General features: G+C 61.1%; 12 protein-coding genes. 8 read left to right on the top strand and 4 right to left on the bottom strand.

What is annotated here, in order from left to right; translation table 11 throughout:
- Nucleotides 1–8 precede the first annotated feature (8 nt).
- From rdgB to H6M51_RS01280, 3 genes are read left to right on the top strand one after another with little or no spacing between them, the layout of a single operon-like run.
- The gene (gene rdgB, locus H6M51_RS01290; RefSeq protein WP_185808081.1) at nucleotides 9–653 is read left to right on the top strand and encodes an RdgB/HAM1 family non-canonical purine NTP pyrophosphatase; all 645 of its coding nucleotides are present in this window, start codon (nucleotides 9–11) and stop codon (nucleotides 651–653) included.
- Nucleotides 654–657: 4 nt separating this feature from the next.
- Nucleotides 658–1839, top strand: a complete 1182-nt coding sequence (hemW, locus tag H6M51_RS01285) for a radical SAM family heme chaperone HemW (RefSeq protein WP_185808080.1) — start codon at nucleotides 658–660, stop codon at nucleotides 1837–1839.
- 13 nt (nucleotides 1840–1852) lie between these two features.
- Complete coding sequence (locus H6M51_RS01280; protein ID WP_185808079.1) at nucleotides 1853–2590, top strand: bifunctional 2-polyprenyl-6-hydroxyphenol methylase/3-demethylubiquinol 3-O-methyltransferase UbiG; 738 nt, start codon at nucleotides 1853–1855, stop codon at nucleotides 2588–2590.
- A gap of 74 nt (nucleotides 2591–2664) precedes the next feature.
- On the opposite strand, the gene dnaA is transcribed toward H6M51_RS01280, so the two are convergent.
- The 4 genes from dnaA to mutM all read right to left on the bottom strand — a co-directional run bounded on the left by dnaA (nucleotide 2665) and on the right by mutM (nucleotide 7179).
- Nucleotides 2665–4215: a chromosomal replication initiator protein DnaA gene (gene dnaA / locus H6M51_RS01275; protein WP_185808419.1), complete on the bottom strand. Its 1551-nt coding sequence runs from the start codon at nucleotides 4213–4215 to the stop codon at nucleotides 2665–2667.
- Nucleotides 4216–5027: 812 nt separating this feature from the next.
- Nucleotides 5028–5294, bottom strand: a complete 267-nt coding sequence (gene rpsT / locus H6M51_RS01270; RefSeq protein ID WP_185808078.1) for a 30S ribosomal protein S20 — start codon at nucleotides 5292–5294, stop codon at nucleotides 5028–5030.
- Between the two features lie 190 nt (nucleotides 5295–5484).
- The gene (locus H6M51_RS01265) at nucleotides 5485–6258 is read right to left on the bottom strand and encodes an enoyl-CoA hydratase (protein ID WP_185808077.1); all 774 of its coding nucleotides are present in this window, start codon (nucleotides 6256–6258) and stop codon (nucleotides 5485–5487) included.
- Nucleotides 6259–6288: 30 nt separating this feature from the next.
- Nucleotides 6289–7179, bottom strand: a complete 891-nt coding sequence (gene mutM, locus H6M51_RS01260; protein WP_185808076.1) for a bifunctional DNA-formamidopyrimidine glycosylase/DNA-(apurinic or apyrimidinic site) lyase — start codon at nucleotides 7177–7179, stop codon at nucleotides 6289–6291.
- A gap of 137 nt (nucleotides 7180–7316) precedes the next feature.
- On the opposite strand from mutM, the gene ubiE reads away from it, so the two are divergent.
- The 5 genes from ubiE (at nucleotide 7317) to H6M51_RS01235 (ending at nucleotide 12770) form a co-directional block, all read left to right on the top strand.
- Nucleotides 7317–8093, top strand: a complete 777-nt coding sequence (gene ubiE / locus H6M51_RS01255) for a bifunctional demethylmenaquinone methyltransferase/2-methoxy-6-polyprenyl-1,4-benzoquinol methylase UbiE (RefSeq protein WP_185808075.1) — start codon at nucleotides 7317–7319, stop codon at nucleotides 8091–8093.
- Between the two features lie 5 nt (nucleotides 8094–8098).
- A complete protein-coding gene (ubiB, locus tag H6M51_RS01250; RefSeq protein WP_185808074.1) occupies nucleotides 8099–9673 on the top strand; it encodes a 2-polyprenylphenol 6-hydroxylase in 1575 nt (524 codons plus the stop codon).
- A gap of 115 nt (nucleotides 9674–9788) precedes the next feature.
- Nucleotides 9789–11276: a CHASE3 domain-containing protein gene (locus H6M51_RS01245; RefSeq protein WP_185808073.1), complete on the top strand. Its 1488-nt coding sequence runs from the start codon at nucleotides 9789–9791 to the stop codon at nucleotides 11274–11276.
- Between the two features lie 2 nt (nucleotides 11277–11278).
- Complete coding sequence (locus H6M51_RS01240; protein WP_185808072.1) at nucleotides 11279–11716, top strand: response regulator; 438 nt, start codon at nucleotides 11279–11281, stop codon at nucleotides 11714–11716.
- 13 nt (nucleotides 11717–11729) lie between these two features.
- Nucleotides 11730–12770 (top strand): histidine kinase dimerization/phosphoacceptor domain -containing protein, encoded by a 1041-nt coding sequence (locus H6M51_RS01235; RefSeq protein ID WP_185808071.1) that lies wholly within the window; start codon nucleotides 11730–11732, stop codon nucleotides 12768–12770.
- Nucleotides 12771–12832 lie beyond the last annotated feature (62 nt).

Raw genomic sequence — 12832 nt, 5'->3', positions numbered from 1 at the left:
CCTATCGCATGCGCAAGCTCGACACCCGCACGATCGTCGTTGCCAGCCACAATGCTGGCAAGATCGCCGAAATCGCCGATCTCATCGGTCCCTTCGGCTTTTCTGCCAAGTCGGCGAAGGATCTGAACTTCATCGAACCGGACGAAACCGGGACGACCTTCGAAGAAAACGCAGCAATCAAGGCGCTCGCTTCGGCCAAGGCTTCGGGGCTACCTGCGCTCTCCGATGACAGCGGCCTCGTCATCGATGCGCTCGACGGCGCGCCCGGCGTCTATACGGCAAACTGGGCCGAGCGCGAGGACGGCAGCCGCGATTTTCCGATGGCGATGGAGAAGGTCGAGAAGGCCTTGCAGGAGCGTGGGGCCACCGAGCCAGCCCAGCGGACCTGCCGCTTTGTCAGCGTGCTCTGCCTTGCCTGGCCGGATGGTCACACCGAATTCTTCCGGGGCGAGGTCGAAGGCGTGATCGCCTGGCCGCCGCGTGGGACAGCGGGTTTCGGCTATGATCCGGTGTTTCAGCCGCAAGGGCATGAGCGCACCTTTGGCGAGATGACCGCCGACGAGAAACATGGCTGGAAGCCGGGCGATCCGGAGGCACTCTCGCATCGTGCCCGGGCGTTCAAGCTCTTCGTCGAAACCTGTCTGGAGGCCTGACGCGTTGACCGACCGGTCCTTCACGCTGCTGCCCGACACCGGTGAGCCCGGCTTCGGTGTCTATGTTCACTGGCCCTTCTGCGCGGCCAAATGCCCTTACTGCGACTTCAACAGCCATGTGCGCCACCAGCCGGTGGACCAGGCGCGCTTCGTCGCCGCCTTCCTCGCGGAGTTGAAGACAGTACGTGCCTTGTCCGGCCCGAAGACCGTCACCAGCGTCTTCATGGGAGGCGGCACCCCTTCGTTGATGGATCCCTCCACCGTCGGCGCGATCCTGGACGGGATCGCCGCCAACTGGCACATGCCCGACGGCATCGAGATCACCATGGAGGCCAACCCTTCGAGCGTCGAGGCGACCCGTTTCCACGGCTACCGGGCCGCCGGGGTCAACCGGGTCTCGCTCGGGGTTCAGGCCCTGAACGATCCGGACCTCCGTTTTCTCGGTCGCCTGCATGACGTGGCGGATGCTCTGAAGGCCATCAAGCTGGCGCGCGAGATTTTCCCGCGCATGTCCTTCGACCTCATCTATGCGCGCCCGAACCAGACGGTCGAGGCCTGGGAGAAGGAGCTGAAGGAAGCGATCTCCTATGCTGTCGACCATCTCTCGCTCTACCAGCTGACGATCGAGGAAGGCACCGCTTTCTATGGCCTGCACAAGGCCGGCAAGCTGATCGTGCCCGATGACGATCACGCCGCAACGCTTTACGAGGCGACGCAGGAGATTACCGCCCGCGAGGGGCTTCCGGCCTACGAGGTTTCCAACCACGCACGCCCGGGCGCCGAGAGCCGCCACAACCTCACCTATTGGCGCTATGGCGATTATGCCGGCGTCGGTCCAGGCGCCCATGGACGGCTGACGCAAGGACGGAGCAAGATCGCCACCGTCGCGGAGCGGCATCCGGAAACCTGGCTTTCCGCCGTCGAGCAGAATGCTCATGGCATCATTGAACGTGAAGAGCTCGACCACGAGGCACAGGCCGATGAGCTGCTGCTGATGGGTCTTCGTCTGAGGGAAGGCGTCGACCTCGCGCGCTGGCAGCAGCTGTCCGGACGCGATCCCGATCCGGAGAAGGAGCAGTTCCTACTGGAGCAGGGCTTTATCGAGCGGCTCGGCAATTCGCGGCTGCGCTGCACGCCGCCGGGCATGCTGATCCTCGACGCTGTCGTCGCCGATCTCGCCTGCTGAGGAGTTGGAAACGATGCCCGTCGATGCCGCATTTGACCGTTTCGACATGGCCCGTCTCTACGATGCCTTCAATCATCACGGCGAAGACGGCGATTTCTACGAAAATTTCGCCGAAGCGCCCTGCCGCTTGCTCGATATCGGCTGCGGCACAGGGTCGGTGACGCTGCGCCTGGCAAAGCGCGGGCACCAGGTGACCGGTATCGATCCGGCGAAGGGCATGCTGCAGGTCGCGCGGATGAAGGACGAAGACGGCCTCGTCACGTGGGTAGCGGCCGAAGCCGGGAGCTTCTCACTTCGCGACCGCTTTGACCTCGCCATCATGACCGGTCACGTGTTCCAGGTCTTTCTCGATGATGCGGAGACACTGGCCGCCCTCAGCAACATTCATCGGCACATGGCACCGGGCGGACAGCTCATCATCGAAAGCCGCAATCCGCTGGATCGGGCCTGGGAAGAATGGACGCGGGACAAGACCCATGAGAGGGGAGCCGTCGAGGGCGTCGGGCCGGTGGATGTCCATTATCAGACCAAAGAGGTCGAAGCCGAACACGTCACCTTCGATGCAGTCTTCACGATCGAAACCAGTGGCGAGATCCTCATCAGCGAAAGCCGTCTGAGGTTTGCGCCCGCAGACACCATCACGCGCCTTCTCGGTGAGGCGGGCTTTGCCGAAGTCGAGCTGCTTGGCTGGTGGGACCGCACCCCCTATTCGGACACCAGTCCCGAAATCATCGCAATCGCGCGAGCCTGAACCGACTGTCGGATACCAAAAAGGCCACCGCGACCGATGGGATCGCGGTGACCTCTATGTTTTCAACGGCTCGCTTACTCGTTGATGAGACGACGCAGCAGTTCGATTTCCTGCGACAGCTTCTGATCGGCTGAGATCAACTCCTCGATCTTGCGGACGGCATGGAGAACAGTCGTGTGGTCACGACCGCCGAAACGCCGACCGATTTCCGGGAAGGAGCGCGGGGTCAGGGTCTTCGACAGATACATGGCGATCTGTCGCGGCTTGACGATGACGCGGGTGCGGCGGTTCGAAACCAGCTCCTGGCGCGACACGTTATAGTGACGTGCGACGATGCGCTGGATGTCCTCGATGCGCACGCGCTTCTGGTCACCGGCTCCGACCAGATGGGCCAAAAGTTCATCGACGCGCTCGATGGAGAGGTTCGGCTCGAAGGAGCGGCGGAACAGAAGCTGGTTGAAGGCGCCTTCCAGGTCGCGTCCGCTGCTGGTGATGTTGCGGGCGACATGTTCCAGAATCTCGGCGGGAATGTCGATCGACGGATCGTCCTTGCGAGCGGCATCCAGGCGCGACTTCATCATGTCGAGGCGCATGTCGTAGTCGGGCGCTTCCATCTCGATGGCGACGCCACCCTGCAGACGCGAGCGAACGCGCGGATCGAGCGATTCCAGTTCCCAAGGCGCACGATCGGCAGCGACGACGACCTGCTTGGCGCTGTCGAGCAGCATGTTCAGGAGATGGCAGAACTCGTGCTGGATCATCTTGCCCTGCAGGAACTGCATGTCGTCGATGATCAGGAGGTCGATGTTGCGCAGCGAGTCCTTCAGCGTCAGGGCGTCGTTGTCGCGGATCGCGGTTGCGAAGCGCCACATGAAATATTCGGCAGTCAGATACACGACGCGCGGCTGGCGTGGGCTCTGGATCGCCGCATTGGCGATCGCCTGCAGCAGGTGCGTCTTGCCGAGACCGACGGAGGAGTGGATAAAGAGCGGGTTGAACCGAACGGCACCGGCGCCAGCTTCGGCGATCGTCTTGGCCGCAGCAAGTGCCACGCGATTGGATGCGCCTTCGACGAAACCGTCAAAGGTATAGCGACTGTCGAGAGGAGAGCCGAACAGCGGTCCCGCCGGAGCGGCACGCGATGCCACAGGCGCCTGCGTCTGCGCCGATGCAATCTGGCCGACGCTCTGCGGTCCGGTCTTGCGCGGTGACACCGGCTGTGCGGCTTCCGTACCGGCAGAACGCTCTTCAGCGACAGGGCCACGGGTGCTGCGGCTTGCAGTCCGCACCATGATCTCGACCTTGAGGATCGAGGGATCTTCCGCCTGGAAGATCGACGTGATCAGATCGAGGTAACGATTGTTGATCCAGGATTTCAGGAAGGTCGTCGGAACCGTCAGGCGCACGACGCTCTTGGATGCCGAGTGCAGCTTCAGACGGGCAAACCAGCTTTGGTAGACATCCGCCCCGACCTGGGCCTTCAGTCTCTTGCTGAAGCGGTCGAAGAGATCATTGTGGGTCATTCCGGCGTTCTCTCCTGCTCCTTCGGAGCATGCGGCGCCAAGCGCCGACTGTGCATTGTCCCCGTTCGCCAACGCACCGGCCGTCATAGAGTTCATATGCATTTTGCCGCCTTCCAATTCATTCCAGGTGCCGGGCGTAATGTCATCGCCGTCCGACAGCCGCTTCATCTTTAGTCGATCCCTTGAGGAATCGACGGTCCCCAAACACGTTGCGCCGACCTTAGCCAAAAGCCGGCTCAATTCACTGTCGCCCCCTCACGTCGACAGTCGTGCCTTCTTGCGGCATCCTCGTCATGCCGCACATCCGTGTCCTTGTCGTGGCCATCGGCCACCCACAAGACGCAAAACCGCCACCACGCGGAAACAGTAAAGTCTCCGATGCAATGTCGATCACTTTATGAGAAAACGGAGTTGGAACACCCCGCTCCGGCAAGAGCGACCGATCTCAACTGCATTTCTGCCGTTCGGACCGTCGTTTTTGGCCATTGGCTGGCCCCTTGCTGAGAAACATTAAGGCAGGATCAAAAGCCAAGATCAACACCGATTTTTAGGCTAGCGCGCGGTTCTGCCATTGACTCTTCGTACTTCATTTTTGCGTCACATTCGGGCGAAAAAGAATCGCTTTTGAATCAAGGAGATTCCCAAACAGGTACAAAAGAGGGCGCTTGCAGCGAGAAAAAATAAAAATTCTCTTGACTCGCAAGGGGGCCAACCTCCCCCAAGGTTAAGAAGCCGGCCGGGCCGGCACCTCCTGCAAGTTACTGAATTTAAAAACTTTTTTATGTCACCGTACTGACAAGGTTGCATCCGTCAGGAAGTTCTAAAACGTCAATTTCAACCGAGTCGAGACCACAACGCCAAAAAGCCCGGCTTACAGCCAGGCTCTTCGAAACTTGTCAAAATGGTGTCTAAAATTAGACGGCCAGAGCCTTCACACGAGCAGCGAGGCGGGAGATCTTGCGCGATGCCGTGTTGGCGTGAACCACGCCCTTGGTGGCTGCGCGCTGGATCTCCGGCTGAGCCGCCTTGAGAGCGTCCTTGGCTACCGCTGCATCACCGGAAGCGATTGCTTCTTCGACCTTGCGGATGAAACCACGAACCCGCGAACGACGAGCCTTGTTGACTGCAGTGCGGCGAGCGATCTTGCGGGTCGCCTTCTTCGCCGAAGTTGTGTTGGCCATGGATGCCTCTCTTCGAATTCAAACCAAAGCCCACCATCGCCGCGTCGGGTCAGAGCGACCGCACCATTCAGCACTTGGGGAGCTGTTTCATGGAAAAGCCCAGTGGCTTTCCCAACCGTGGGCGGGCATATAGCGGGAAAGCTGGGATGCGTCAACGCGGATTCTGCAGATAACGCGTCCCTCGTCTCGCTTATCTGTTCTTGAAGGCCGGCTTTCGTTTCTCGACAAAGGCGGCCATGCCTTCCTTCTGATCTTCAGTCGCGAACAGCGAGTGGAACAGGCGGCGTTCGAAGCGCAATCCCTCGCTCAAGGTCTGCTCGAAGGCGCGGTTGACGGCTTCCTTCGCCATCATCACCGAAGGCAGAGAGAAAGAGGCAATCTTGGCAGCTGCCTCCAGAGCCTCATCGATCAGGCGCTCCGGCTCGATGACACGGGCCACGAGGCCGGCACTCTCTGCTTCTGCGGCATCCATCATGCGACCGGTGAGGCAAAGATCCATGGCCTTGGCCTTGCCGACGGCGCGGGTCAGCCGCTGAGAGCCACCCATGCCGGGAATGATGCCGAGCGTGATTTCAGGCTGGCCAAACTTCGCCGTCTTCGAGGCGATGATGAAGTCACACATCATCGCAAGCTCGCATCCGCCGCCCAGCGCAAAACCGGAGACAGCGGCGATGATGGGCTTGCGGAAGCCGGCAATATGATCCCAGCCGCCGATGAAGTCTCCGGTATAGGTGTCGACGAAATCCAGCGACTGCATTTCCTTGATGTCGGCGCCGGCCGCAAAGGCCTTTTCAGAGCCCGTGAGCACCACGGCACCGACGCTCGGGTCGGCCTGCAATTCGCTCAGGAGCTGGCTGAGTTCGCGCATGACCGTCGAGTTCAAGGCATTCAGTGCCTGCGGCCGGTTGAGCGTCACGAGCGCAACGCGGTCGCGCCGTTCGATCAGCAGGGTTTCATAGGTCATGGCTTCCTCCCTAACGCGGCCGCACGGGCCTTATTTCTGGCAGTGCCGACAATAGAATGTCGAGCGGCCGGATTGAACTATCCTTTCGACGGTACCCCCGCAACCATCCGAAAGGCACGGCTCTCCCTCCCGGTCGTAGGTCCGGAAGGAGTGCTGGAAGTAGCCCAGGGTGCCATCGGCCTGGATATGGTCGCGCAGCGACGAGCCGCCGGCCTCGATCGCATCGGCGATGACATCGCGGATTGACTGCGTCAGCAGCGACAATTCCGCCTTCGGTTTGCCCTTGGGCGTGACGAGGGTGGAGACCTTGCGGATGGGCGACAGATGCGAGCGCCAGAGCGCCTCGCAGACATAGATATTGCCGAGACCGGCAATCACCTTCTGGTCAAGCAGGGCGCCCTTCAGCGGCTGGCTGCGGTCGGCGAAACGGCTCGCGAGATAATCGGCCGAGAGGATGTTGCCGAGGGGTTCAGGACCAAGATCCCGGAAGGCCGGGTAGGTATCGAGTTCAGAGCGCGCCATCAGCTCCATGAAGCCGAAACGACGCGGATCATTATAGATGATGCGGACGGGGGCCTCCGGACGCTCGAGATGAAAGACGACGTGATCGTGCTTCTCATCCTTGCTGCGCTCGTGATGGAAGACGCCCGGGAGGTTGGCGCCCTCCGGCGCTTCGATCCGGAAGGAGCCGGACATGCCGAGATGGGCAATCACGGTCAGATCGTCCTCCAGATCGACGAGCAGGTATTTTGCCCGGCGCGACAAGCCAAGAATACGGCGACCTTCGACCCTTGCGGCAAAATCGCGCGGCAGGGGAAAGCGCAGATCCGGACGCCGCAACTCCAGACGCTGAACCTTCGCGCCTTCCATGGCGGGAGCGAGCCCGCGTCTGACTGTCTCAACCTCTGGCAATTCCGGCATTTCCGCCCATCTTTCTGTTTGAACCGCTTCTTTAAAGGTCTATAGACCAGCGGAACCAAGGCTTCCCCTGCGCAGATAGCGCGTGTCAGGCCTTTTCGCTATGGTCTGCCGACCGTTCCGATATGTGGAGTGAACCGATGACTGCAAGCCGCATTTCCGCCGATGGCGGCATGGAAACCTCCTATGGCTTCCGCCAGGTCGACGAGCAGGAAAAGCAGGGCCTCGTCAACGATGTCTTTCACAAGGTGGCCAAGCGCTACGACATCATGAATGACGTGATGTCGGCCGGCCTGCACCGCGTCTGGAAAGATGCGATGGTGGCAGCGCTCAATCCGCGCAAGGATGCCAACTATAGGGTGCTCGACGTTGCCGGCGGTACTGGCGACATCGCCTTCCGCATCGTCGAGGCGTCCAACCGGCTGGCACATGCCACCGTTCTCGACATCAATGGCTCCATGCTCGGCGTCGGCGCCGAGCGAGCGGAAAAGAAGGGTCTTTCGCCCAACCTCACCTTCGTCGAGGCGAATGCCGAAAGCCTGCCTTTCGAGGACAACACGTTCGATGCCTATACGATCGCATTCGGCATCCGCAATGTGCCGCATATCGATGTGGCGCTTTCGGAAGCCTTCCGCGTGTTGAAGCGCGGCGGACGACTTCTCGTGCTCGAGTTCTCCGAAGTCGAAATGCCACTCCTCGACAAGGTCTATGATGCCTGGTCGTTCAACGCGATCCCGCGCTTCGGCAAGATGATCACGGGTGACTCAGAGCCCTATCAGTATCTCGTGGAATCGATCCGCAAGTTCCCGAACCAGCCGGATTTCGCGCGCATGATCGAACGCGCCGGTTTCTCGAACGTGCGCTTCACCAATTATACAGGCGGGATCGCTGCCCTGCATTCCGGCTGGAAGATCTAAGGCACATGAGCACGATCGGGGCATATCTCCGCCTGGCGCGGGTCGGCTGGGTGCTGGTGCGCGAAGGCGTCGTCGCGGCCCTTCCATCTGAAGGTCTGCCGCCCATGGTCGGCATCGCCAAAGCCGCTGTCGCACCGCTGGCGCGCGGCCGCGCCAAAACGGTCGAGCGTTCCGATCGCCTTGCCCGCGCCGTTGCGCGTCTCGGTCCTTCCTACGTCAAGATCGGCCAGTTCCTGGCGACGCGTCCCGACGTGGTGGGCGCAGAATTTGCAGAAGACCTGGCCGGCCTGCAGGACCGGATGGACTTTTTTCCGACCGAAGCCTCGAAGACCACGATCCGTGAGTCGCTCGGCCGCTCCGTGGACGAGCTCTACAGCCATTTTGGCGAGCCGATCGCCGCCGCCTCCATCGCGCAGGTCCATCCGGCCGAAGTCGAGACCGCCGAGGGACGCCGCAAGGTTGCCGTCAAGGTGATCCGGCCGGGCGTGCGCAAACGCTTTGCCGCCGATCTCGAGGCCATGTATCTCGTCTCGCATCTGCAGGAACGCTTCCTGCCGCATACGCGGCGCCTGCGCCCGGTCGAGGTTACCAAGACGCTGGAGCAGACCACCAAGGTCGAAATGGATCTGCGGCTGGAAGCAGCCGCCCTGTCCGAAATTGCGGAGAATACCAAGGATGATCCTGGCTTCCGCGTGCCTCAGGTCGACTGGGAGCGCACGGGCCGTGACGTCGTCACCATGGAGTGGATCGACGGCATCAAGATGTCCGATGTCGAGGGTCTCAAGGCTGCCGGCCATGATCTCAATGCGCTTGCCGACACGTTGATCCAGTCCTTCCTGCGCCATACGTTGCGCGACGGCTTCTTCCACGCGGACATGCATCCGGGCAATCTTTTCGTTGACCCCGCCGGAATGATCGTTGCGGTCGACATGGGTATCGCCGGTCGCCTTGGAAAGAAAGAGCGCCGTTTCCTCGCCGAAATCCTCTACGGCTTCATCACCCGCGACTACATGCGGGTCGCCGAAGTGCATTTCGAGGCCGGCTACGTGCCGTCGCACCACAATGTAGCGAGTTTCGCCCAGGCGATCCGCGCGATCGGCGAGCCGATCCATGGGCAGCCGGCCGAAACCATTTCCATGGGCAAGCTGCTGACGCTTTTGTTCGAAGTGACCGAGATCTTCGACATGCAGACGCGCCCCGAACTGGTGATGCTGCAGAAGACGATGGTGGTGGTCGAGGGTGTCTCGCGCATTCTCAATCCACGCTTCAACATGTGGAAAGCGGCCGATCCGGTCGTGTCGCAGTGGATCCGTGACAATCTCGGCCCGAAGCGGATTGCCACGGACCTGAAGGACGGAGCCAAGGCGGCTCTTCGGCTGGCCGAGGCCCTGCCGGAGATCGCGGTCAAGACCGAGAAACTGCATGGCGAAATCATGCGTATGAGCGAGGAAGGCCTGCGTTTCGATGCGGACACCGCCGAGCGGATTGGACGGGCCGAGGCCCGTCATACGCGGCTCGGACGCGTCGCGCTCTGGGTGATAGCTGTGGCGGCCGTGGCGATCGCGGTCCAGATCGGATGAGCCGCCTGCATTAGCAAGCGCGGATGGACCGGATTTTCTTGATCTTTCGATGGAACAAAGTCCGGCGAGGCGCATTAGAACGGCATTGCGCTTTCTTTGTTCCGTCGGGAGTTACATGTCTGCCACCCAAACCGGCTTTGTCCGGTCCACGCTGCTCTTTCTCCTGATCGGCACAGCAATTCTGCTCGGCATCATCGTCGCCACCTTCGGGCTCGTCGAGCGCACCCAGGCGACCTTCGATTATATCCTGCAGGAGCGCAACATCCGGCGTATGGCCGCTGATCTCATGCAGAAGCTGACAGACGCCGAGACAGGCCAGCGCGGTTTCGTCATCACGCGCAACGAGCTGTTTCTTCAACCTTACGAGGCCGCCGTTGGGGAGATCCGGGAGGAGGTCGACAGGCTGGCGGCAGCGGTTGCCGATCGCCCCGTCAAAGCCGCTCAGATGGAGCGGTTGCGCGACCGGATCCGCGGGAAGCTCGCCGAGATGGGTCAGGTCATCAATCTCGTGCGCAGCGGCGAGCAGGCACAGGCCGTCGAGCTGATCCAGAGCGATGTCGGTCGTCAGCTCATGGACGACATCCGTACCATGCTCGATCAGTTCAAGGAGCTTTCAGACGAGAATGTCGAGCGCGGGACCGAGGCCCAGGTGGCGGCAACGCAGCAGCTTCAATGGATCACGGTGGGTGGTGGCATCGCCATCATCGCCGTCATGGGCGGCGCCATCCTGGTCGTCGCTCAGCATGTGCGTGCGCTTGCGGCTTCCAGGCGCGAGGTAGAGGTCCTGAATCAGGGGCTTGAGGCGCGCGTGGCAGAGCGCACGGAAGATCTGATGCAGGCCAACCAGGAGATCCAGCGCTTCGCCTATATCGTCACGCATGATCTGAGGGCACCGCTCGTCAACATCATGGGCTTTACTGCGGAGCTCGACGCCTCACTGAAATCCCTCCAGGCCTATGTCCTGAACGATGGCAAGCCCGTCTCCGAAGACAAGATCCGCGAGGCCAGACTGGCCGCCTCGGAAGACCTGCCCGAAGCCATCGGCTTCATACGTTCGTCGACCAAGAAGATGGACGGACTGATCAACGCAATCCTGAAGATCTCGCGAGACGGGCGTCGTCAGCTGAAGCCTGAAATCGTCGAGCTGCAGCCCTTGCTGGAGACCATCACCAACAGCGTCTACCATCAGATCAGCGAGAGCGACGGCAGCATCGATCTCGACATCAAGGCCAACCGCCTGAACACTGATCGATTGTCGGTCGAACAGATTCTTGGTAACCTTTTCGACAATGCTATCAAATACAAGCATCCCGAACGGCCCCTGACCCTCGCCGTCCGAACCGCGCCCGAGGGGCGTCACATGGTGCGGATCGAGGTGGAGGACAACGGCCGTGGCATTGCAGAGCAGGACCACGAACGCATTTTCGAACTCTTCCGCCGCTCCGGTCAGCAGGATCAATCGGGTGAAGGCATAGGCCTTGCCCATGTCCGCTCCCTGGCTCGGAACCTCGGGGGGGAGATCACCGTTCGATCCCGTTTAGGAGAAGGATCGACCTTCGTACTGCGACTGCCATCTGACCTGTCACGCTTGGTACGGAGTTGATAATGAAAGCCGTGGGTAAAGAAGTCACCATCATCATGGTCGAAGACGACGAGGGTCATGCCCGTCTGATCGAAAAGAACGTGCGCCGCGCCGGCGTGAACAATGAAATCGTGCCCTTCACAAACGGCACCGAGGCGCTTGACTATGTGCTGGGCAAGGATCGTAGCGGCAAGGTTTCGGAAGACCGCTACCTGTTGATCCTGCTTGACCTCAATCTGCCCGACATGTCGGGCACCGATATTCTCGACCAGATTAAATCCAACCCGCACACGCGACGGCTCCCGGTCGTCATCCTCACAACGACGGATGACGAACGCGAAATCCAGCGCTGCTACGATCTCGGGGCCAATGTCTATATTACCAAACCTGTCGATTACGACAATTTCGCCAACGCCATTCGCCAGCTCGGACTGTTCTTCTCCGTCATGCAAATCCCCTGATGGCGGCCGGGCGATGAGCTTCAGCGTTCTCTACATAGACGACGATGCTGCCATCGCCCGGCTGGTCCAGAAGCACATGGGGCGCCTCGGCCATGAGGTGTCGCATGCGGAAAATGCCGAGGACGCGCTTGAACTGCTGAAGACGGCAGGGTTCGATGTCGTCGTTCTCGATCATTATCTACGCCAGACCACCGGTCATGACGTGCTGGGCCGCATGCGCGAAGCCGAGATCGACGTGCCGGTGGTCTATGTCACCGGATCCAACGAGGCGCAGGTCGCGATCGAGGCGATCAAGGCGGGTGCTGCTGATTATGTCATCAAGACTGTCAGCGACGACTTCCTGTCGCTCTTGTCGAGCGCCATCGAACAGACGGTCGCCAACGCCCAGCTGCGGGCAGCGAAGGCCCGTGCCGATGAAGAGATCCGGCTTGGCAAGGAGCGGGCCGAGGCGCTGCTGGCCGAGGTCAACCATCGTGTCGCCAACTCGCTGGCGCTGGTCGCCAGCCTGCTGCGCCTGCAGATCTCCGCCGCCCGTAGCGAGGAAGTGAAGGCGGAGCTGGCGGAAACCCAGGCGCGCATCACGGCCATCGCCGGCATGCATCGCAGTCTCTACACTTCCGACGACGTCAGCCGCGTTGAGCTCGATCGTTATCTCAACCGACTCACGGTCGAGCTCTACAATTCCCTTCACAGCGCCGAAAAGCCGGTCCGCCTCCTGCTGGATGCGGATCCCATCTCGCTCAGCGCCGACAAGGCCGTTTCCGTCGGCATGATCGTCACCGAACTCGTGACCAATGCCTTCAAGTACGCCTATGCCTCCGGTCAGCCTGGTGACATCCGGGTGCACCTGAAGATGACAGGCGACGGAGAGGCCTTGCTCCGCGTTGAGGACGACGGGATCGGGATCGATCCGCAGAGCGCGCCAAAGGGAACCGGTCTTGGGAGTCGGATCGTCAAATCCATGGCCTCGACGCTTGGAGACGGGCTGCGTTATCTCGAAGGTACCCAAGGCACCGTGGCGGAAGTCCCGTTAAAGCTCGACAGCGCCAGCTGAGGCACGCCGTTTACCAGTCCAGTTCTCGACGATTTGCCAGCGACCGGAATTGCGCTAGGGTC

Source organism: Rhizobium sp. AQ_MP (genome assembly GCF_014237835.1).
Lineage (GTDB): Bacteria > Pseudomonadota > Alphaproteobacteria > Rhizobiales > Rhizobiaceae > Allorhizobium.
This window is presented reverse-complemented; position numbering and strand designations above follow the sequence as displayed.

Bases quoted from the DNA above. Each gene is read 5' to 3' on its own strand.
- H6M51_RS01265 (WP_185808077.1), bottom strand. From the start codon at position 6,258: ATGACCTATGAAACCCTGCTGATCGAACGGCGCGACCGCGTTGCGCTC.
- ubiB (WP_185808074.1), top strand. From the start codon at position 8,099: ATGAGCACGATCGGGGCATATCTCCGCCTGGCGCGGGTCGGCTGGGTG.
- H6M51_RS01240 (WP_185808072.1), top strand. From the start codon at position 11,279: ATGAAAGCCGTGGGTAAAGAAGTCACCATCATCATGGTCGAAGACGAC.
- H6M51_RS01280 (WP_185808079.1), top strand. From the start codon at position 1,853: ATGCCCGTCGATGCCGCATTTGACCGTTTCGACATGGCCCGTCTCTAC.
- dnaA (WP_185808419.1), bottom strand. From the start codon at position 4,215: ATGCATATGAACTCTATGACGGCCGGTGCGTTGGCGAACGGGGACAAT.
- rdgB (WP_185808081.1), top strand. From the start codon at position 9: ATGCGCAAGCTCGACACCCGCACGATCGTCGTTGCCAGCCACAATGCT.
- H6M51_RS01245 (WP_185808073.1), top strand. From the start codon at position 9,789: ATGTCTGCCACCCAAACCGGCTTTGTCCGGTCCACGCTGCTCTTTCTC.
- H6M51_RS01235 (WP_185808071.1), top strand. From the start codon at position 11,730: ATGAGCTTCAGCGTTCTCTACATAGACGACGATGCTGCCATCGCCCGG.
- ubiE (WP_185808075.1), top strand. From the start codon at position 7,317: ATGACTGCAAGCCGCATTTCCGCCGATGGCGGCATGGAAACCTCCTAT.
- rpsT (WP_185808078.1), bottom strand. From the start codon at position 5,294: ATGGCCAACACAACTTCGGCGAAGAAGGCGACCCGCAAGATCGCTCGC.
- mutM (WP_185808076.1), bottom strand. From the start codon at position 7,179: ATGCCGGAATTGCCAGAGGTTGAGACAGTCAGACGCGGGCTCGCTCCC.